Origin of the sequence: Anaerotruncus sp. 80, assembly GCF_009936115.1 — a bacterium.
Lineage (GTDB): Bacteria > Bacillota > Clostridia > Peptostreptococcales > Anaerovoracaceae > Senimuribacter > Senimuribacter intestinalis.
In genome coordinates this window covers 12,195-33,574 of sequence record NZ_QWES01000005.1, presented here as the reverse complement: position 1 = coordinate 33,574, position 21,380 = coordinate 12,195, and the positions used below count along the sequence as shown (strand labels likewise).

The following is a 21,380-nucleotide window of genomic DNA, read 5'->3' as shown; positions in this document are numbered from 1 at the left end:
GTGCGATGCGAAATACAAAAAAAGCGCTGGAGGAACTATCCGAAGCGCTAGAAACCATAAATCACGGCAAGAGGCTGGAACTCGCGGATTGTATTTCAGATACGCTGCCGTCGAAGATTTCTCATCAGTTAGTCAGGCTTTCCGATCAGATCTGGGAGAGCAAGCAGCAAGTGTGCAGAGAACGAGATGGACTGAAGGAGCTGATCAGTGAAATTGCCCATCAGCTGCGCAATCCCCTTGCGAATATGGAAAGCTATCTGGAACTTCTTTCTTCGGAAAACCTTTCGGCGCAAGAGCAGGCGGCTTACTTTCAGGCTGTCATGGCCGCAGAGCAGAGAATTCGGTTTTTAACAGAGAGTTTTATAAAAATGGCGAGGCTGGAAAGCCGTGTCATACAAATCCGAAAAGAATCCTGCAGCTTGCACGAAACATTGCTTTCCTGCATTTTGCAGATACGTCAGCAGGCGCTGGAAAAGCACATTGATGTGCAGCTTTCCATGGAACCGCGTTTATCTGTGCCCCACGACGCGAACTGGCTGGGAGAAGCAGTGGTAAATCTTTTGGATAACAGTGTGAAATACATGCAGGATGGCGGAAGGATTCTGATCAAAGCAGAAAAGAATGCCATGTTTACGGAAATTTCCGTACAGGATGACGGCATTGGCATAGAAGAAGGAGAAGAAAATCTGATCTTTCAGCGGTTTTATCGAGGAAAACGCGTGACGGTGGAGGAAGGATTTGGCATCGGACTTTATTTGGCGAGGGAAATCATCAGCCAGCATGACGGATTTATGAAAGTAAAAAGGCAGAAGCAGGGGCTGAAAGTATCGATTTTTCTGCCTGCGCGATGATAAGACAGGAGAAAACTGTGCGGCAAAATACACAGGGTGTAATTTTGCAGGGACAGTTTTTCTTTTTGTAAGGAAATTGTAAATACTATTTGGTAGGATAAAGGCAGAAAGGAAGGTGTTTAGATGGAAGTTGTCAAAACAGAGAATCTGCAAAAAATTTACGCAGTACCGTCTGGCGCGGTGCGAGCGCTGGATGGAGTAAGTATTTCCATAGAAGAAGGGGAGTTTGCGGCAATCATCGGTTCGTCCGGCAGTGGAAAGACCACGCTGCTCAATATGCTGGGCGGTCTGGATCAGCCGACAGCGGGCAGCGTCACAATTAGAAACAGAAATCTGGAACAATTGACCCAGGAAGAACGGACCGTATTTCGCAGAAGAAATATCGGATTTGTATTTCAGAACTATAATCTGCTGCCGATTTTGAGCGTGGAAGAAAATATTACATTGCCTTTAAAGCTGGACGGTGCAGGACTGGACGCAGCGTTCTTCGCGCAGGTAGTAGAAGTGCTTGGCATAGAAGATAAACTCTGCAATATGCCGGAAACCCTTTCAGGCGGTCAGAAGCAGAGAGTAGCCATTGCAAGAGCGTTAATGACCAAACCTGCGGTCATTCTTGCGGACGAGCCTACGGGAAATCTGGATTCCAGAACCGGCCTGGAAGTCATCGGACTGCTAAAAGCAAGTGCCGCGCGCTTTGGGCAGACGATGGTGATTGTGACCCATAACGAGGAAATTGCGCAGATGGCAGATCGGATGATTCGGATTGAGGATGGAAAAGTAAGAGGAGGCAGTGATGCGGAATAACAATAGAGAAGTGCTGCGTCTTTTGTCACGAAGACTGTATCAGGCAAATCTGAACCGAAACAGAGTGCTCACCTGCGCAGTTGCCTTTGTCGTCCTTCTGATTTTTTCTGTGTTCAGCCTGTCCGCAGGAAAACTGGAGGCGGACTGCCTGCTTTACGCGAGAATGATGGGAACGACTGCGTCGACGACGCTGGAGCGCGCCACAGAAGAACAGATTGCGGTCATAGAAAATCTGGACTATATTAAAGCCGTAGGAAAAGAAGTCTATATCGGCGAAGCGGAGGCGTTTTCCTGTCTGGTTCTGGACGAAACGGCTTACGAAAACATGCAGGCGCCGGCTTACAGTGATATACACGGCGTATATCCGAAAGAAGCAGATGAAGTGATGCTGCCGATGCGGGCGCTTTCTGATTTGGGGATTGCAAAGCCTCACCTCGGCATGGAAATTGATGTAACGATGCAGACCACAGGAGGACAAAGGCTGCAGCAGACCTTTCGGCTTTCCGGATATTATACAGAATATGTGGAAGCAGCAAAAGCGCCTCCCTATGGGTTCTTTTCAGAACGGTTTTTAGAAAAGGAACATCTGGCGTCGCAGAAGTATACCACGCTTTTGATCAAGCAGCAGGATAGTTTGGATGGAGAGGCGACAGAGGACAGATTGTATCAGGACGTGGAAATGACCGATGACACACAGCAGTTTTTCGGCGGAAATGCGCTGACCTACAGCGCAATCTATGAATTTGCCGGCGGTTTTGACGTTGCGGTGATTCTGGCCATCGTCATCTTTGCAGGCGCCTGGCTGCTTCTTTATAATATTATGAGCATTTCTATGGTGGAGCATGTGCGGCAGTATGGTCTTTTAAAGACACTGGGGACGACCAACGGACAACTGGCACGGATTGTATACAGACAAACAGGCAGGATTGTGTGCAAAGGCTGCCTGCTGGGAATGGCAGCAGGTATGGCAATGACAGTTTTTATCGTGCCAAAACTCCTCGAAAATCTGTATTTGCATGAGTTTGGCAGCGCATCGGCTATGATTGCGTTCAAACCGTGGATTTTGGTATTTGCAGTGGGATTTGGCGTCTTTGTCACTTTTGCGGCAACATCCCTTGCCATGATGAAAGTCATAGGCATGCAGCCGATTGAGGCGGTAAAATTTGTAGGACTTTCTGCAAGCCGCAAAAAGAAACAGAAGCCAGGGAATCAGCGCTTCAGTCTGGCGCTTCTGGCATGCAGAAATTTGTTTCTCTATAGAAAACGATTTGTGATTGCGATCATTTCCCTGACCCTTTCTATGACAGTCTTTTTAAGCGTAGTCGTGCTTTCGACAGGACTTGATCAGACAGCGCAGATTGAGTATGATAATCAGGATTTCAGTATTATGTGCGGAGCTTCTGCCATGACGGCGGAGGATTACACCGATGATGAGATCCATTTTGACCCTGATTTTGCTCAAAGGTTACTCGACTTACCCGGTGTGACAGAGGCGGAGACGGTCGACGGCGGTTTTGGCAGGGTGAAGAGCAGTGAAACCGCTTTATCCATGCGTCTTGCCTCCTGGAAACTTGAACATGAGACATTTCTGCCCTTTGTGGTGCAGACGCTCCATGATGATGTGCTGGAAGAACTTGCGATGTATGTAGCGGAAAAGGGATTGTCGGAGATGGTCGACATGGATGCAGTGCGCGCGGGGAAAGGCTTTATCGTGCTGCATTACCATAATTTATCGCAGGCGATGGAAGAGAAAAGCAAGGAGGCGGTAGGACAGCCGGTGCAGCTTTTTAGCCTGGCGAAAGATCGGAAGATTCAGATGGAATGCAGCGGTTATCTGGACTTTACCGCAAAGGGTTTTCCGAACATGATGACGACTTGGAATGGACCTAGCATCCTCTATTTTCTGGTCAGTGAAGAGGGGTTTGCGCGGATGGGACTTCCGGAACGGATTTTCCGGCTGGACTTCAACGTGGAACCGGCATCGGAGCCTCTTGTAAAAGCCCAGGCGGAGCGCATGGTTTCTGCTTATAATCGGGCGCAAAAGAAGCTGCACCCTGCAGATTTGCAGTATGAGCAGGGGATTTTAGAGATTACCGCCAAATCGGATCTGCTTACGGCAGCAAGGGACTATATCGGTTCCAGCAGAGTGATTATGGGTGGAATATGTCTGGTGCTTCTGTCCATGGGACTTCTGAACTATATCAATGTGACGCTGACAGGGCTTACGGCACGGCGGAAAGAGTTTGCCGTCATGGAAAGTCTGGGGATGACACGAAAGCAGCTTCGGAAAAGTATTGTGTTAGAAGGGATCTTTTATAGTCTGATTGTGACAGGTCTGACGCTGACAGTCGGCAGCGGCGTGCTCTATGGAATGCGGCAGCTGGTGAACCAGCGTATTGCGTATTTTACCTTTTCCTATCCGTGGGCAGCGCTTTTGTGCGGCGTGATGTTTCTCTTTGCCATTTGCATTGTGATTCCGCTGGTACTGCAGAAAAAGACGGTGCGGGACAGCGTTATAGAGCGGCTGCGGATGTATACGTAATCAAGAAATTATACATTGTATCAAGGTATCTTCTATGCTATACTGAATCTGTAGTGTACTGTACAGAAAGGAAGGTGCCATGGATCGACAAAGTGATAGAACACGTGCGCTGCTGCTTGTGACTGGCAGTAGGTTTACCCAAAAGAGTTTGGCAAAGCAGCTTTCCGGCTTTCTTCCGGAAGATGTTGCCATCGTTCCGTATATAGTCGAAGAAAAAAATCCGCAGCTTGACGGCACTTATTTTACCGTTTTCTCCAGTGAAGAGGTTTATGAAGAATTTCTGCATCAGGGAGGGCGTCCGTTGATAAAAAGCCATATTGTCGGCACGCGGACCGTTATCAATTCCAATATTGATAAGATTCTGACCCTGCCTCGCGATCAGAAGATTTTGTTAGTCACTGATTCTGAGATTAGTGCAGTTGACAGCATTGGTAATCTGCAGCGAATCGGATTTGATTTTCTACAGCTAATTCCTTTTTATCCGGGCTGCGATGTGCCGAAAGGTGTGCGGATTGCTATCACGCCGGGAGATCCGGATCAGATTCCTGCAGGAATGAAGGTAGTTTACAATATCGGCACGCGGCTCTTTGATCCTTCTACCGTCGTTCGTATTATGGCGCATTACGGTGTGTTGGAAACCGAAATTTACGATTATACCGACACATTTATTCAAAGTCTTTTGGATACGGCGGCACGTATTTCCGATGTTGCTTATGAGACCAGCAGGGTGACAAAAGCTGCAAGAATGCAGCTTGCCGGAAACGGTCATTTTGCCAAGTATCATTTTGATGATATCATCGGCGCCTCACCGAGGATCTTGCATGCAAAGAACCTTGCCAGAAAAATTTCCGCTTCGGACTTAACTGTCTTGCTGGAAGGGGAAAATGGCACGGGCAAGGAACTGTTCGCCAGCGCGATTCATCAGGCTTCAGCGCGCAGCAAAGATCCTTTTGTAGCGATTAACTTTTCGGCGCTGCCTGATACGCTGGTTGAATCTGAATTGTTCGGTTATGAAGAAGGGGCTTTCACCGGTGCGAAAAAAGGTGGTAAGATTGGCTTGTTCCAGCAGGCAGACGGCGGTACGATTTTTCTGGATGAAATTGGAGACGCCTCGCCGGCGCTGCAGGCAAAACTGCTGCGGGTCATTCAGGAGCGTGAGATTATGCGGGTGGGCGGCAATAAAATCATCCCCATTGATGTGCGGATCATTGCGGCGACCAATCGCAGTCTGAAGCAGATGATTGTGGAAAAGCGCTTTCGGCAGGATTTGTATTACCGATTGAAGGAGGGGTATCTTCATCTTCCGGCTCTTGCGGATCGAAAAGAAGATATTCCGCTGTTGTTGGAACACTGGCTAAAGACCCGCTTTGATGGATCTAAGACCATTTCTCCGGAGGTGATAGCGCTTCTGCTGGAACGTGACTGGCCGGGCAACATTCGTGAACTGCTTAACACGATGAAATATGCCTTTGCGGTATGCGATGGCGACACGATTTTGCCGAAAGATTTGCCGCCGGATGAAGAACCGTCTCCAACTGCTGCGCAGGCAGAAACATTCTCCAACTGTCTCTGCACCGGCACACAGCGATGCATTTTGGCTGCGATTCGGGAAATCAGTGAAAACAACGGGATTCCGGGACGGACAGGGATTTTTCAGCACTTGAAGGCGCAAGGGAAGTCCGTCAGTGAATATCGGATCAGGCAGGAACTGCAGCAGTTTCAGTCGATGGGTCTGGTGGAGTCTGCCGCTGGACGATATGGCGTTTATTTGACAGAGAAAGGGTGGGATTTTTTAGCACGAAATCATCCGAAATAAGCCAAAATATTCCATACAACGACCAAAATTGTCCGCAACTTTCATAAAATCTACAAAAAATCCTCGAAAAATCGGGGATTTTCTTTTGGCATCAAATTTGCTTGTATAATAGGAGTTAAGAAAAATTGAATTAGGAGGTAACACTAATGTTAAAAAAGCAAAAGGGTGAAACGCTCAACTCCTTGAACAAAGGATTCCGCGTTCCCGACACTTACGTTATCATTTTCTTTGTCGTATGTCTGGCAGCACTGATGACCTATCTGATTCCACAGGGGATGTACCAGACCGAGGACATCACCTACATGGTAGATGGCAGTGAAAGCACGCGTACCGTTATCAAGGACGGTAGTTTCCAGTATGCACTTGATGAAAATGGAAATCCGCTGAAGGATGGAATTAGCTTATTTGAAGCTGGCGGCGGCGTAGGTCTGTTCAACTATCTGTTTGAAGGCCTGGTTAGCGGTGATAAAGGGGGTTCTGCCGTAGGCATTATTGCATTTATCCTGGTTATCGGCGGCGCATTTGGTATCGTGCTGAAAACCGGCGCTGTTGAATCCGGTATCATGAACATGATCAAGAAAACCAACGGAAAAGAAAAACTTTTGATTCCGGTACTCTTTGTCCTGTTCTCTTTGGGCGGCGCAGTATTCGGTATGGGTGAAGAAGCACTTCCGTTTGCAATGATTTTGATTCCGATGGTCATCGCAATGGGCTACGACGGCGTAACAGGTGTGCTGATTACTTATGTTGCGACCCAGATCGGCTTTGGTACATCCTGGATGAATCCATTCTCTGTTGCCATCGCACAGGGGATTGCAGGTGTACCGGTATTCTCCGGCGCAACATTCAGAATCGTTCTCTGGGTGGTATTTACTGGTGCAGGCGCTGCGATGACAATGATCTACGCGTCTAAAATTAAAAAGAATCCAACTTTATCTGTCGCTTATGAATCTGACGCATATTTTAGAGACGATTTTAAAGCCAATCAAGAAAACGGTTCGGTAGAAAAGTTCAATATTGGTCATATTCTAGTATTGCTGACGCTGGTGGCAGGCATGGTTTGGGTTGTATGGGGCGTTATGAAAAACGGCTATTACATTCCGGAAATTGCATCCCAATTCTTTATTATGGGTCTGGTTGCAGGCGTGATCGGCGTTGTATTCAAATTGAACGGCATGAAATTAAACGATATTGCAGCGGCATTTAAACAGGGCGCATCTGACCTGGTGGGTGCAGCAATTATTGTAGGTATGGCACAGGGTATTATGTTGGTACTGGGCGGTTCAGATCCAACTGCGCCGACTGTACTGAATACCATTTTACATGGGATTTCGGACGCTTTTGTTGGCCTGTCTGGTACAGTTGCCGCTGTATTGATGTATATATTCCAGTCTGTGTTCAATTTCTTTGTGGTATCTGGTTCCGGTCAGGCGGCTTTGACCATGCCGATTATGGCGCCGCTTGCGGACCTGCTGGATGTAACGCGTCAGACTTCCGTTTTGGCATTCCAGCTGGGGGATGCACTGACTAACTTGATTGTACCGACTTCTGGTTGTCTGATGGGCGCCCTTGCAATCGCAAGATTGGATTGGTCTAAATGGATTAAGTTCATGTGGAAGTTCTTAGGTATACTGTTCCTGATGGCAGTAGCAACAATGATTATTGCAAGCGTAATGGGATTCTAAAAGTAAGGTACTATGATGAAATTAATTAAAGGCGTAAACTTATATACACCAGAGTATCTGGGTGTAAAAGACGTATTCCTCGCGGGAGGAAAAATCTGCAAAATTGCAGATAATATTGAATTGCCTACCGAATTAGAGGTGGAAGTCATAGACGGCACAGGACTTTTGCTGCTGCCGGGCTTTATCGATTCTCACGTTCATGTTCTTGGCGGCGGCGGTGAAGGCGGCTTTGCCAACAGAACGCCGGAGGCGACTTTGTCAGGGCTGACCAGATACGGTATTACTACGGTAGTGGGCTGCCTGGGCACTGATGGCATCGGCAGGGATATCAAGTCGCTGGTTGCAAAGATTAAAGGGTTGCGGGAGCAGGGAATCTCAGCCTATGCTTATACCGGCAGTTATCAGGTTCCTGTTCGCACCCTGACCGGCGGCATCATCGATGATATCATGATGATTGAAGAAATCATCGGAACAGGGGAAATTGCCATTTCTGATCATCGTTCTTCTCAGCCGACAGCAGACGAGTTTAAGCGGCTGTGTGCTGACACTCGCGTGGGCGGTATTTTGTCCGGAAAAGCGGGCATTATCAACATTCACCTTGGAGACAGCCCTCGGTGTATGGACTTAATCAATCAGGTTATCGCTGAAACAGAGATTCCTGCGACGCAATTTCTGCCGACCCATGTAAACCGCAACGCGGCGCTCTTTGAAGAAGCTGTAGAATATGCAAAACTGGGCGGTGCAGTGGACTTTACCGGAAATGAAGATATCGATTACTGGGAAACTATCTGCGATGAAGTGCGCGTCAGCAAAGGGATTAAGCGTTTGCTGGACGAAGGTGTCAGCAGTGATCTCTTTACCATTTCTTCTGACGGACAAGGCAGTCTGCCTATGTTCAGCGCTGACGGCGTATTTCAGGGAATGGGTATGGGACAGTCCAGCTGCTTGCTGAAAGAAGTCAGAGAATGTGTGGAAAAGGAAGGAATTCCTCTTGAAATTGCCATCAAGGCAATCACTTCCAATCCTGCGAAGGTGCTTTGCCTGCCGCAGAAAGGCCGCATCGAAGAAGGCATGGATGCTGATCTGTGTCTGATGACAAAGGATTTGGAAATCGACACGGTTATCGCTATGGGACAGGTTATGGTAAAGAAAGGCGAACCTATTGTAAAGGGCGCTTTTGAAGGACAATAAAATATTTACTTTAAAAAGGACTTCATCTAATATGGTGGAGTCCTTTTATATTGCAATCGGAAAATCACGACAAAGGCATGAGGATTATTCTTCTGTGTCACATTGACAAATTCAAGTCAAGTTGCGATATTTTGTCAATGAACAGTCTGAATTCTTGTCTAAGATGGCTTAAATATTGCCAATGTTGACAGAAAAACGAGAATCTGTCAATCCTGTCAATGTTTCATCGTAAAACCTTGACAGGATTGACACTTTTTTTGATTTTTGTCAATATTGGCAATAACGCAGCTAGTTTTCATAGAAATTCGGATAAAAATCCTATAAAACATTGACAAAAATAAAGAAATCATAGATATTTGTCAACTCTCCTTTTCTTTCATGGATTAGTCATGATAGGAAAACAAAGTTTGATTGACGAATAGTATATTATATGTTAAAGTATAAATAAAAAAGATACAGAATATAAAGGGGCAAAGGAATTGTTAGTTTTAATATGTGACAATGATAGAGATTATGCAATTCAGTTAGAGAAACTGTGCTGTAGCTTTTTTGAGAAACGGGATACTGCGGCTGAAGTTGTCTCTATAACAGAAGCTGAGAAAATCAGGTCATGGAATCCTGATATTCTGCTCCTTGACATTGAAATGCCCGGACTTGATGGTATTACTGTAAAAGAAAGTCTTTGCAGGCAGGAGGAAAAGTCAAAATGAAACAGATGAAATTTATATTACCTGCGGTTTCGATAGGATGCATATTCGTAGCATGCTTTATAACTCTGAATCCGATAATTATTTTGTCAGCAGCAGTTGGGCCAATTGCCTTCTTTCTAGGTTACAGCTACGATAAGCAGGAGAAAGTATTGGAGCAGCTACTGAAGGAACTTGAAAAAAGTGAAAGACCGCCCTCGGACGATAGCCTGTAGCAAAAGCTTATAGCTCTGCAGCAAGCCCTCACTTGATGGCGAATTAGGTAAAATACAATGTTGCTAAAATGGCTTGAATTCCTCGCACTAGAAAATCTGGAGGGGAAAGGCATTGTGTAAACTTTTGATGCGGTGTTTGTATTGAAGTATGCATTGCTGATTTTTTTTCGCACATTTTATAATATATGTCGCAATAAAAAGAAACAGATTTTCTGGTAGAGCATATTTTTCAAAATTTATCTTTTGGCTTTACTTTATAGTTATGATATGTTTTACAGTTTTGCCAATTGATTTTCCTGGTATCAACGATACCGTCGTAAACTTGAATTTCAGTTTAAAGCCAATTCTGTCTGCATTTTTCAGTAGAGCCGGATTGATTAATTTCGCCCCGGTACCTATTTTGGGATTAGCAGCCCAAATGAAGGTGTTTGATAAGTGGAGAAGTGCAGACATTTTTTCAATAATTGTGTCGGTTCTTATAGAACTGGTGCAATACTTTGAGACGGTCAATGGATATTCTGATTTGGTTGTAGTAGATATTGTGTATATTATAACCAATACGATTGGCGGTTTGACAGGGGGCGATATTCAAATTTTATCAAAAAATCATATTTAATGAATCATTGATAGGATCGAAAGGATAGCTTATGAACATGACTCAAATCACTTTAATTCAACAAATACTTACGCTGGTCGTTTTTTTATGCGGCGTAGGCGCGGTAGTATCTCTGATTGTGTATTTAATCAGAAAACACCGCAATAAAAGATAATCGTCAAAAGTGAAATTTCATACTGCAAGAAATAAAGCCGCCATTTGGCGACTTTATTTCGTTGTCTTTCATTATTTCAGCCCAATCTTTGCAAGCTGTACAAACTGCTTTGCGGTTCTTGGGCTTCTGCCGTTTGAACGAATGGCGAAGGCTTCGGCTCTCTTAAAGAGTTCGGCTTCTTCCATCTCTAGTTCGTATTCATTAGCAAGGCTTGCGACGATTTCCAGATAGAGATCTTTCTCCGGTTTGGAGAAAGTGATGGTCAGCCCAAAGCGAGCGGAAAGGCTCATGGTTTCCTGCAGGGTATCGTTTAAATGAAGACCGGAGCCTTGTCTTGCTTCGATGGATTCCTTCACCAGATGTCTGCGGTTGCTGGTCGCATAAATAGCGATATTGGCAGAGCTGCCTGTCACGCCGCCTTCCAGGATGCCTTTGAGACAGGAAAAGGCATCGTCGCCCTCCACAAAGCTAAGGTCGTCGATATAGAAAATGAACTTCAGCGGGCTAGCTACTAGCTGCTCCATAAGGGCAGGGATTTCAGACAGCTGGGTTTTGTCAAATTCGATGAGACGAACGCCCATAGCAGCACATGCGTTGGCGCAGGCTTTAATCGTGGAGGATTTTCCAGTGCCGGCGTCTCCGTAAAGGAGTACGTTGCTGGCACCGCAGCCCTCTGCCAGGGCTTTGGTATTTTCCAGCACTTGATTCCGCTCTCTGCTGTAGCCGTAAAGCTGGTCGATAGTCTGAGAATCAGCGTGTTTTACAGGAACCAGCCTGCCGTCTTTGACTTTAAAGGAGCGATAGTTTGCGAAAATGCCGTAGCCCTTTGTGGAAAGACTTGTCAGCATTGCAGCATATTCCGATTCTAAATCTATCGGCTCTGTGACCCAAAGAGGCAGAAATCCGTCGTAGTCAATGACTTTCGCAACCTTTGAGGCTGGCAGGTCAGCCAACTTTTGCAAAGTCTTTAAATCAGCCTGCATACTTTCTGTCATAGCAGGGCAAATCTCACGGCCTGAAAGTTTTTCCCTCAGAAAAATATTTTCGTCGTTACTTATATAACGGCGCACAAAATCAGACAGGATGCCGCCTTCTTCGTAAAGAGCCTTTGAAAAGGCTCCGCAGGCAGAAATCTGCGTGTCCACAGAGCCTTCGCTGATGGCATATATTAGTTCTTGGAGTGCCGAAACCACTGGGGTATCGAGAATACTCCGAAAAACAGAGAGGGCATTTAGCTGTCTGTTTAAAAGCTGTAAATAATCTTTCATATTATTCAACTGCTACCGTCCAGTCCATGAAGTCTTCCAGCTTGCCGGTCTGGATGCCGTAGATGGTGTCGTACATTTCCTGAGCAACAGGGCCGATTTCGTTGTTGTTGATGACCATTTTTTCGCCCTTGTAAAGGAGTTCTCCAACTGGGGATACGATAGCTGCTGTACCGGAAGCGAACATTTCTTTCAGCTGACCTGCTCTGTAGGCTTCTTCCAACTCGTCGATGGAAATCTTTCGTTCAGAAACCTTGATACCTTTCTTCTTGCAGAGGGCGATGATGGAGTTTCTAGTGATGCCCGGCAGGATGGAGCCGTTGAGCTCGCTGGTTACCACTTCGTCGCCGATGACAAAGAAGGCGTTGGCAGCGCCAATTTCCTCGATGTATTTCTTTTCAATACCGTCCAGCCAGAGTATCTGTTCATAGCCTTTTTCGTGGGCGATTTCCTGTGCTTTCAGGCTGGCACCGTAGTTTCCACCGCACTTAGCTTCGCCAGTGCCGCCTTTGACCGCTCTGACGTAAACGTCTTCTACGTACATCTTGGTCGGTGCAAGTCCGTTTTCAAAGTAAGGACCTACAGGGCTCAGGATAATCATGAACTTGTAAGTTTCGGAACGTCTGACGCCCAGGAATGGTTCGTCTGCAAAGATGAACGGTCTGATGTAAAGGGCAGTGCCTTCACCCTGCGGAATCCAGTCCTGATCGACTTTGACCAAAGCCTTGATGGCTTCCACGAAGAGATCTTCGTCAATCTGCGGAATGCAGAGTCTGTCGTTGGTGCTGTTGGTTCTCTTTGCGTTCATATAAGGACGGAACAGCTGTACTCTGCCTTCCGGTGTTTTATAGGCTTTTAGTCCTTCAAACATTTCCTGTCCGTAGTGGAGCACGACAGCTGCCGGGTCCAGTTCAATCGGACCGTAAGGCACGATGCGGCCGTTGTTCCAGCCATCAGTAGGATTGTAATCCATGATAAACATGTGGTCTGTAAAAACTGTACCAAATCTGAGCCCTTTGGATTCAGGTTTTTTACCCGGATTCGGATTCTTGGTTACTGGAAAATCGTATTTCATTTTTCTATCCCTCTCTTTGTTTAGAATTCTTCAAAAATCTACCTCATATTTTACTCCTGAAGTTGTACGCTGTCAACAAGTTAGAGGCATGTTTGTTGTATTTCATAACAAATATTTTGCCGGCTTTCGAGGAGGAACTTTGGACTCAAAAATTCCTTGACTCTCCTCTTAGGGCATGGGGTATAGTATAGGTAGGTCGCCTTGTTGGTGGCTGTCTCGAGACATTTTTTTCTAGGAGGGATAGACGTGCTTACCATTGGACAGATGTCAAAAGCCTGCGGCGTCACGGTAAAAACACTGCACTATTACGACAAAATCGGTCTGCTTTCGGCGCAGGAAGTAGATAGGGACACAGGGTATCGTTATTACAGCGAGGAACAAATCGGCAGAATGCTTTTGATCGACCGTCTGAAACGGTACGGCTTTTCTCTTGCGAAAATTCAGGAGTTACTGCAGATTTCCTGCGAAAAGGAACTGCACAGACAGCTAAAGGGTCAGAGGCTGCGTCTGGTTCGTGAAGTAGAACGGCTTTCTGTCACCATTCACGAAATGGACAGCCATCTGGCGGAGTTTGAAAGGACTGGTGATTTGATGAGTTATCAAAATCAATATGAAGTAATATTAAAAGAGTCAGAGAGGATGGCGCTGATTTCAGTGCGGGAGACAATGCCGGTTTCGGCCTTCGGCGATCATTACGCCCGCCTTTTTCAACGGGTCATTGCAGAGGGCATTACCGCATCGGGATTGACCATGGCGATTTATCATGATGAAACCTTTGATCCGGCGTGCAATGATACGGAACTTGGGGTAATTGTGGCAGAGGAGGAGAAGGCGGACAAAGTGCTGCCAGTTATGCTCTGCGCTGCAACCGTGCATAAAGGTCCCTACGCGGCGCTGCCCGACGCCTACGGCAGAGTTTACAGCTGGCTGAAGGCTTCCGGCTATTCTCTTGACGGCGCGCCTTTTGAAATTTATCGAAAGACAGCTTTTGATAAGCTGCCGCCGGAGGAATGGGAAACAGAGATTTACTTTCCGGTAAAGAAATAAACCACATCGCTGCAGCCTGGCTTGCCATCCAGGCATCGACTCCGGGCATTGGAATCTTAAAATACATATTTTTGCGGAAAAGCCTCAAAATATGCACAGAGCCATGCATATTTTTTAAAAAAATCTTCAAAATATGCACATTCAAAGCTGCTGAAGGACAATTTTACTGTTCTTTCAGCGGCTTTTTTCGTTCTACAGGAGTAAATGTGCATATAAAAGGCATTTTTCCTAAAAATGTGCACACGATTATGCATATTTTTGACATAATCTTTCCAAATATGCACAGCAGAGCGCAAGGGGGAACGCGCGAAGGGCAGGCAGAAAGTCCCTGCTTGCGATATTAATCCTTGACAAAAGAAGTTATATGTAGTAAATTATCAATATTAGAAGTAATTACCAATTATGTAAAAATAATTAAAAATCAAGAGGAGGAATGGCAAGTGGAAAGAGAAGGAAGTGAACAAATAAACATGAAGACAACTGAGCTCGGAAAAATCGGAGAAGATTTTGCTGCAAATCTGCTGGAATTACAGGGATACAGAATTTTGGAGCGGAACTTCCGCTGTAGAATGGGGGAAATTGACCTCATTGCGGAGAAGGACGGGGAGATTTCCTTTGTGGAGGTCAAGACAAGAAGGTCGGCGCGTTTTGGAATGCCTGCAGAAGCTGTGGGCGCGGAGAAACAACGCAGGATGCGAAGGACTGCAGAGTTTTACTTAAAGAGCCATCCGAAACAGCAGCAGACCGCAGATTTTCAGGTGATAGAGGTTTTCTGCAATCAAATTGACTATGCTTTTTAGCACGGAAAGTGAAAGGGGAATAAAATGTTATCAAAAATCAATTCAGCAGTAATAAACGGAGTGGCGGCAGTGCCGGTCATCATAGAAACGGATATCAGCAGAGGACTGCCCAATTTGTATATTGTAGGGCAGCCGGATGTATCGGTGAAAGAGGCGAGAGAGCGGATTCGTTCCGCCATTGTCAATTCCGATATGGAAAACCCTAATGGACGCATTACCATCAATTTGTCTCCGGCGGGAATCAGAAAACGGGGCAGCCATTTTGATTTGGCAATGGCAATGGGTATTTTGGCGGCGTCGGGGCAAGTTTTTACGCGTAATTTAGAAAAGTTTTGTTTCGTAGGAGAACTTTCGCTGGATGGTAGTCTGCAGAAAATCAGCGGCATTCTGCCTATGGCAATGGCAGCCAAGAAAGCGGGCTTCGAAAACATTATAGTGCCGAAGGTCAATGAAGAAGAAGCTATGCTGGTACAGGGAATTCAAATTTATGGTGCAGAAAATCTGGAAGATGTAGTAAATTTTTTTAATCTAAAGAAAGATTTAACAGGTAGGTGGGGTCATTTGCCGGAAAGCATCGCAGAAAGCCCCTATGAAGTGGATTTCTTTGAAGTAAAAGGGCAGGAAGCTGCAAAGAGAGCGCTGACGGTGGCGGTATCCGGCGGCCACGGCATTCTAATGACGGGAAGTCCCTCTACGGGAAAAACTATGCTGGCAGAGCGGATTCCTACCATTATGCCGAAGATGACACCGGACGAAATACTAGAAACTACGATGATTTATTCTATTGCAGGGCTTCTTCATGAGGGGATGCCCTGCGTTTTGCAAAGACCTTTTAGGAGACCTTCTCATGGAACGACCGTGGCGGGAATGTTGGGAGGCGGCCATGATGTGCCGAAACCGGGAGAAATTACTCTGGCAAATAACGGAGTATTGTTTTTAGATGAGGCTGGAGAGTTTAACAGACATGCCATAGATGCGCTGCGTACGCCTCTGGAGAAGAAATGTATAGCGTTGACGAGAAGAGGTATTACGTATACTTATCCAGCAGAGTTTATGTTGGTTGCAGCGTCAAACCCTTGCAAATGTGGATATGCCGATGATCCTGTCCACCCCTGCACCTGTACGCCGGCAGAGATAAATCAGTATCGGAGCAAACTTTCCGGTCCAATACTGGAACGAATTGATATGCACCTGCTGCTGCAGCCAGTACCTTACAACCAGCTGAACCGTGAGACAGAAGAAAGTGTTCTTAGCTCCGAAATGATGAGGAGTCAGATTGAAAAAGCAAGAAAAATGCAGAGGGAGAGATACAGCGGCACTGGAATTTATCTGAATCAGCAGATGACAAATAAAATGGTAGAAAAATATTGTCCTCTGGGAAGTGCGGAACAGGCAATGATTGCACAGGCATACAGCAGTCTGACGCTGAATCCTCGAACTTTAATGCGGGTAAAGCGGGTGGCAAGAACCATTGCTGATTTGGAACAAAGTGAGGATATTCATGTTAGTCATTTAGCAGAAGCGCTGCAATATAGGGAGAGAAAATGGTAAAGGGAAAAATAACGAATACGGACAGTTTCTTTCCGAAAGAACTGAAAAATCATGAACCGGCAATGAAGACTTTGTACTATGCAGGAAATCTGCAATTACTGGAAGAAAGAGCCATTGCGGTAGTGGGCAGCAGAAACTGCACTCAGTACGGAAGGACAGTGGCAAAGTCCATCGGTGCTAAATGTGCAGAAAACGGAGTTATTTTAGTTAGTGGGCTGGCGAGAGGCATTGATACTGCTGCTCACAAAGGGGCTTTGGAGGCAGGTGGAAACACGATTGCTGTAGTTGGCGGGGGCACGGAGTACTATTATCCTTCCGAAAACAGAAAGCTGCAGCAGGAAATTGCAGAAAAGGGTCTGCTGCTGTCTATCCATGAGCACGGCTATCAGCCAAAGCCCTATGATTTTCCTGTGCGTAACCGCATAATCAGCAGCCTTTGTGAGCATGTAGTGGTTGTGGAAGCGGGGAATCAAAGCGGTGCACTGATTACAGCGGTAGATGCTGTGGAGAAAGGGCGCGGTGTGTATGCGGTACCGGGCAATATTACCAGCCATTTCAGTTTTGGCACCAATCAACTGATTCGTGATGGCGCAATGCCATTGATTTTTATTGATGATCTTTTTATTGATATGGGGCTTAAGCCCAATATAAACGAAACAATTGAGGCGAATCTTGGTGATGCGGAGAAAAAAGTCTTTGAAGTAATAAAAAATGATGGAGAAGTCACAATTGACCAAATTTATCACAAAACCAACATGAAACTTTCTGAAATTAGTGGTATAATCACTATTCTAGAGATGAAGGGTCTAATTTTTTCCTCTCTTGGAAAAGTTTTTGTTGCAAAATTCTGATATCCCTACTACAATGTAACATTGTAGTGTTAAAATCAAAATAGCAGGAGGAGAAATGGCAGCTACAAAGAAAAAGACAACGACAAAGACGGCTGCAAGGAAGACACTGGTAATTGTAGAGTCACCATCTAAGGCGAAGACCATAGGAAAATATCTTGGTTCCAATTACAAAGTGATTGCGTCGGTAGGTCATGTGAGAGATTTGCCAAAGAGCAAACTGGGGATAGACATCGAGAACGATTTCGAGCCGCAGTATATTGCTATCAGAGGCAAAGGGGATATTATCAAAGAGATGCGAAAAGAAGCCAAAAAGGCTTCCAAAATTTATCTGGCAACTGACCCGGACCGCGAAGGAGAAGCAATTTCCTGGCATCTTGCCAATTTACTGGGAATGGATTCTGATGCGGTTTGTAGAGTTGTATTCAATGAGATAACGAAAACTACCATTAAAGAAGCAATCAAACATCCGAGAAAGATTGATCTCAGTCTTGTGGATGCGCAGCAAGCGAGAAGAGTACTGGATCGTCTGGTAGGTTATCAGATTAGTCCGCTTCTGTGGAGAAAAATCAGGAAAGGATTGTCAGCAGGTCGCGTGCAGTCAGCAGCACTGAAAATTCTCTGCGATAGAGAAAAGGAAATCCAGAAGTTTGAGCCGAAAGAGTACTGGACTATTACAGCTGAATTTAAAAAAGGCAAGCTCTTTACTGCCAAGCTGTCTGAATATCAAAAGAAGAAAATCACCATCGAAAATAAAGCGGAAAATGACCGTATCATCGCTGAACTGAAAAGAGGTAATTATACCGTAACTGCACTGACGCAGAAAGAGCGGACTAAAAAGCCTTATGCGCCCTTTACTACCAGCAGCATGCAGCAGGAAGCGTCTACCAAGTTGAACTTTAATACAAGAAAGACTATGATGGTTGCACAGCAGCTTTATGAAGGTGTAGATGTAAAAGGTGTTGGCAGCGTAGGTTTGATTACGTATCTGCGTACAGATTCGGTGCGAATTTCTGAAGAGGCAAGAGGTGCTGCGGCTTCCTTTATCACAGAGCATTATGGAAGTGAATACTTGGGGCGCAATGTATATACCAATAAGAAAAAGGATATTCAGGACGCCCATGAGGCAATCAGACCAAGTAACATCAGTCTGGTTCCGGAAGATATCAAAGACTCCTTAACAAATGATCAGTTCAAGCTGTATCGTTTGATTTGGTGTCGTTTTATGGCTAGTCAGATGACCGCTGCCAGATTCGATAATCTGCAGGTGGAAATTCAAAATGGTGATTATACCTTTAAGACTACCGGTTCCAAGCTGCTCTTTGACGGTTATCAGCGAATATATAAGAACAGTTTAGACGATGATAAGGACAGAATCCTTCCTGAACTGGAAAAGGGAGAAACTTTGACGAATACCGGCGTTTTGGGCGAACAGAACTTTACCCAGCCGCCGTCAAGATATACAGAAGCAAGCCTTGTTAAAGAACTGGAAGAGAAGAATATCGGACGCCCGAGTACCTATGCGCCTATCGTGGCGACTTTATCTGAACGAAAATATGTATCGAGAGAGAAGAAGTCACTGATTCCGACGGAACTAGGATTTTTGGTAACCGGTTTGATGGAAGAATATTTCAAAGAAATCGTCGACGTCAACTTTACGGCGGGAATGGAAGACCATCTGGACGATGTGGAAATGTCAAAGACAGAGTGGAAGAAAGTCATTCGCGATTTCTACGGACCTTTTGAAAAAGAGTTGAAAGTCGCTGACGAAGCCATCGAAAAGGTTGTCATAGAAGATCAGCCTACGGGAGAGAATTGTGAACTCTGCGGCAAACCTATGGTGCTGAAGATGGGAAGATTTGGAGAATTTGCCGCGTGCAGTGGGTATCCAGAATGTAAAAATACCAAGCCGATTGTAAAAACAATTGGTGTAAAATGTCCAAATTGTGGTAAGGATATTGTGGCAAGAAAAAGCAAGCGCGGCAAGCTGTTCTACGGCTGCAGCGGTTACCCGGAATGCAGCCAGTCTTACTGGGACAAACCGGTGGATAAATCTTGTCCAAAATGCGGCGCACTTTTGGTAGAGAAAAAATCAAAAACAGGAAAATTTGCATGTTCTAACAGTGAGTGTGATTATAAAGAATAGAAGGAAAAGTGGAGGTAGAGAAATGGTACAGTTCCATGCAACAACGATTTGCGCAGTGAGAAGAGGACCAGACGATGTCGCAATTGGCGGTGACGGACAGGTAACTATGGGTGAAACTGCCATCATGAAAAATGGAGCAAAAAAAGTAAAGAAAATTTTTAAGAATACAGTTTTGACCGGATTTGCAGGCTCAGTTTCCGATGCCTTTGCGCTGACAGAAAAATTTGAGAAAAAACTGGAAGAACACGGCGGTAACCTGAAACGTGCTGCAGTGGATTTAGCCCAGATGTGGCGAAGTGATAACGGTATGCGCAGCTTAGAAGCTTTGATGATTGTAGCAGACAAAGATGATTTGCTGGTAGTTTCAGGCAATGGAGAAGTTATCGTACCGGATCAGGATTTCATTGCAATAGGGTCCGGCGGCAATTTTGCTTATTCCGCGGCTAATGCGCTGTTTAACCATACGGAAATGAGCGCAGAGGAAATTGTAAGAGAATCGCTGAAAATTGCCTCTTCTATTTGCGTGTACACCAATGATAATATTTCTGTAGAAAAGCTGTAAGGGGGAATTTTAACATGGCAGGGAAAATTCAAAGCATGACACCGAAAGAGATTGTCGGTGAATTGGACAAATATATTATCGGTCAAGATGAGGCGAAAAAGTCTGTAGCCATCGCCCTCAGAAACAGATACAGAAGAAGTTTGCTTTCTGACGAGCTGCGCGAAGAAATTACGCCGAAGAATATCTTGATGATGGGACCTACTGGTTGTGGTAAGACTGAAATTGCAAGACGTCTTGCCAAATTGATGGAAGCCCCTTTCGTAAAGGTCGAAGCGACTAAATTTACAGAGGTTGGATATGTAGGAAGAGATGTGGATTCCATGGTTCGTGATTTGGTGGAAGCATCTATTCGCATCACCAAGCAGTCCAGATTGAAAGAAAAATACGAGGTGGCAGAGGGAATTGCAGAAGAAAAAATTATCGAAGCGATGATTCCTGGCAGTAAGAAAAAAAGCGGACAACCAAAGGCAAGAAGCCCGTTTGACTTTATCATGAATAGCGGTGGCTATGCAAGTCAGAAGCAGCTTTATGAAGAAAGCAAGGCAAAAGAAGCGGAAACAAAATCTGAACCGACTGATGTGGAGATGGCAAGAGAACAGGTGCGACAGCAGCTTCGAGATGGACTGTTAGAAGAGCAGTTTATCGAGATTGAGGTACTGGACACGCCAAAGGGCAACCAGCTAGATATGAGCAACGAAGGCATGAGCATTGCCATCGGCAATATTTTCGGTGACATGATGCCTCAGAAGACAAAGACTAAGAGAGTCAGAGTCAAAGAGGCAAGAAAGATCTTAAGAGAACAGGAGGCGCAGAACCTTTTGGATATGGATCAGGTGACCGATGAAGCCTTGGAAAATGCAGAGCAGAACGGTATTATCTTTATCGATGAAATTGATAAGATTGCATCTGGCTCCAGCTATCGCAGCGGTGCTGACGTGTCCAGAGAAGGGGTGCAGCGTGATATTCTGCCTATTGTAGAGGGCAGCGTGGTAAATACTAAGTATGGCCCTGTAAAAACCGACCATATTCTGTTCATCGGCGCTGGTGCATTCCATACTGCAAAACCCACTGATTTAATTCCAGAGTTGCAGGGGCGTTTTCCAATTAGGGTAGAACTGCAGAACTTAACAAAGGAATCCTTTATCCAGATTCTTACAGTTCCAGAGAATGCAATTCTGAAACAGCATAAGGCTTTATTAGAAACTGAAGGAATAAATGTGGAATTTTCTGAAAAAGCTATTGACGAAATCGCCGGAATGGCGTATCTTATGAATGAGCAGACTGAAAATATCGGAGCAAGAAGACTGCATACGATTCTGGAAAAACTGTTGGAGGATATATCTTTTAACATTCCGGATATGGATAAAGAAAAGATTGTCATTGACAGGGAGTATGTGCAGAATAAGTTTATGGATACCATTCACAAGGATGATGTTGACCGGTATATTCTATAATTCTGATATTTTAGAGCTAATATTAGTTGAGTAATTGTTTAGAAGAAATTG

18 protein-coding genes are annotated in these 21,380 nt (G+C 45.3%); 16 read left to right on the top strand and 2 right to left on the bottom strand.

The features are described 5' to 3' along the window. Positions 1 to 5 precede the first annotated feature (5 nt). The 9 genes from D1155_RS03945 (at position 6) to D1155_RS03905 (ending at position 10,427) form a co-directional block, all read left to right on the top strand. The gene (locus tag D1155_RS03945) at positions 6 to 851 is read left to right on the top strand and encodes a HAMP domain-containing sensor histidine kinase (RefSeq protein WP_160201104.1); all 846 of its coding nucleotides are present in this window, start codon (positions 6 to 8) and stop codon (positions 849 to 851) included. 123 nt (positions 852 to 974) lie between these two features. Next, positions 975 to 1,655 carry an ABC transporter ATP-binding protein gene (locus D1155_RS03940; protein ID WP_160201103.1) on the top strand — a complete coding sequence of 227 codons (681 nt, stop codon included), beginning with the start codon at positions 975 to 977 and terminating at the stop codon, positions 1,653 to 1,655. Beyond that, positions 1,645 to 4,197 carry an ABC transporter permease gene (locus tag D1155_RS03935; protein ID WP_160201102.1) on the top strand — a complete coding sequence of 851 codons (2,553 nt, stop codon included), beginning with the start codon at positions 1,645 to 1,647 and terminating at the stop codon, positions 4,195 to 4,197. Before D1155_RS03940 ends, D1155_RS03935 begins: the two co-directional genes overlap by 11 nt. A gap of 79 nt (positions 4,198 to 4,276) precedes the next feature. Next, positions 4,277 to 6,013 carry a sigma 54-interacting transcriptional regulator gene (locus D1155_RS03930; RefSeq protein ID WP_160201101.1) on the top strand — a complete coding sequence of 579 codons (1,737 nt, stop codon included), beginning with the start codon at positions 4,277 to 4,279 and terminating at the stop codon, positions 6,011 to 6,013. Positions 6,014 to 6,159: 146 nt separating this feature from the next. Then, positions 6,160 to 7,698 carry a putative basic amino acid antiporter YfcC gene (gene yfcC / locus D1155_RS03925; protein ID WP_160201100.1) on the top strand — a complete coding sequence of 513 codons (1,539 nt, stop codon included), beginning with the start codon at positions 6,160 to 6,162 and terminating at the stop codon, positions 7,696 to 7,698. Positions 7,699 to 7,713: 15 nt separating this feature from the next. Continuing rightward, positions 7,714 to 8,889 carry a beta-aspartyl-peptidase gene (gene iadA / locus D1155_RS03920; protein WP_160201150.1) on the top strand — a complete coding sequence of 392 codons (1,176 nt, stop codon included), beginning with the start codon at positions 7,714 to 7,716 and terminating at the stop codon, positions 8,887 to 8,889. A gap of 479 nt (positions 8,890 to 9,368) precedes the next feature. Then, a complete protein-coding gene (locus tag D1155_RS03915) occupies positions 9,369 to 9,599 on the top strand; it encodes a response regulator (protein ID WP_160201099.1) in 231 nt (76 codons plus the stop codon). Continuing rightward, entirely contained in the window at positions 9,596 to 9,811 is a 216-nt protein-coding gene (locus tag D1155_RS03910) for a hypothetical protein (protein WP_160201098.1), read from the top strand. The genes D1155_RS03915 and D1155_RS03910 overlap by 4 nt, the downstream gene beginning before the upstream one ends. Positions 9,812 to 10,073: 262 nt before the next feature. Further along, positions 10,074 to 10,427 (top strand): hypothetical protein, encoded by a 354-nt coding sequence (locus tag D1155_RS03905; protein WP_160201097.1) that lies wholly within the window; start codon positions 10,074 to 10,076, stop codon positions 10,425 to 10,427. 225 nt (positions 10,428 to 10,652) lie between these two features. Here the strand turns inward: D1155_RS03905 and D1155_RS03900 are convergent, their stop codons facing one another. Then, on the bottom strand, positions 10,653 to 11,849 hold the full coding sequence (locus tag D1155_RS03900) for a DUF815 domain-containing protein (protein WP_160201096.1): 1,197 nt from the start codon (positions 11,847 to 11,849) through the stop codon (positions 10,653 to 10,655). A 1-nt stretch (position 11,850) separates the two neighbouring features. Then, positions 11,851 to 12,921, bottom strand: a complete 1,071-nt coding sequence (locus D1155_RS03895; protein WP_160201095.1) for a branched-chain amino acid aminotransferase — start codon at positions 12,919 to 12,921, stop codon at positions 11,851 to 11,853. A gap of 246 nt (positions 12,922 to 13,167) precedes the next feature. Here D1155_RS03895 and D1155_RS03890 point away from each other — a divergent pair, with 246 nt between their 5' ends. From D1155_RS03890 to hslU, 7 genes are all read left to right on the top strand, one after another. Next, positions 13,168 to 13,968: a MerR family transcriptional regulator gene (locus tag D1155_RS03890; protein ID WP_160201094.1), complete on the top strand. Its 801-nt coding sequence runs from the start codon at positions 13,168 to 13,170 to the stop codon at positions 13,966 to 13,968. Positions 13,969 to 14,408: 440 nt separating this feature from the next. Next, positions 14,409 to 14,768, top strand: coding sequence for a YraN family protein (locus D1155_RS03885; protein ID WP_251615740.1), 360 nt, complete (start codon positions 14,409 to 14,411; stop codon positions 14,766 to 14,768). Between the two features lie 24 nt (positions 14,769 to 14,792). Next, the gene (locus D1155_RS03880) at positions 14,793 to 16,319 is read left to right on the top strand and encodes a YifB family Mg chelatase-like AAA ATPase (RefSeq protein ID WP_160201093.1); all 1,527 of its coding nucleotides are present in this window, start codon (positions 14,793 to 14,795) and stop codon (positions 16,317 to 16,319) included. Beyond that, positions 16,313 to 17,170, top strand: a complete 858-nt coding sequence (gene dprA, locus D1155_RS03875) for a DNA-processing protein DprA (RefSeq protein ID WP_160201092.1) — start codon at positions 16,313 to 16,315, stop codon at positions 17,168 to 17,170. The genes D1155_RS03880 and dprA overlap by 7 nt, the downstream gene beginning before the upstream one ends. A 55-nt stretch (positions 17,171 to 17,225) precedes the next feature. Beyond that, positions 17,226 to 19,313 (top strand): type I DNA topoisomerase, encoded by a 2,088-nt coding sequence (topA, locus tag D1155_RS03870; RefSeq protein ID WP_160201091.1) that lies wholly within the window; start codon positions 17,226 to 17,228, stop codon positions 19,311 to 19,313. Positions 19,314 to 19,335: 22 nt separating this feature from the next. After that, a complete protein-coding gene (hslV, locus tag D1155_RS03865; RefSeq protein ID WP_160201090.1) occupies positions 19,336 to 19,875 on the top strand; it encodes an ATP-dependent protease subunit HslV in 540 nt (179 codons plus the stop codon). A 14-nt stretch (positions 19,876 to 19,889) separates the two neighbouring features. Then, positions 19,890 to 21,329 carry an ATP-dependent protease ATPase subunit HslU gene (gene hslU, locus D1155_RS03860; RefSeq protein WP_201759520.1) on the top strand — a complete coding sequence of 480 codons (1,440 nt, stop codon included), beginning with the start codon at positions 19,890 to 19,892 and terminating at the stop codon, positions 21,327 to 21,329. The last annotated feature ends 51 nt before the right edge of the window (positions 21,330 to 21,380 follow it).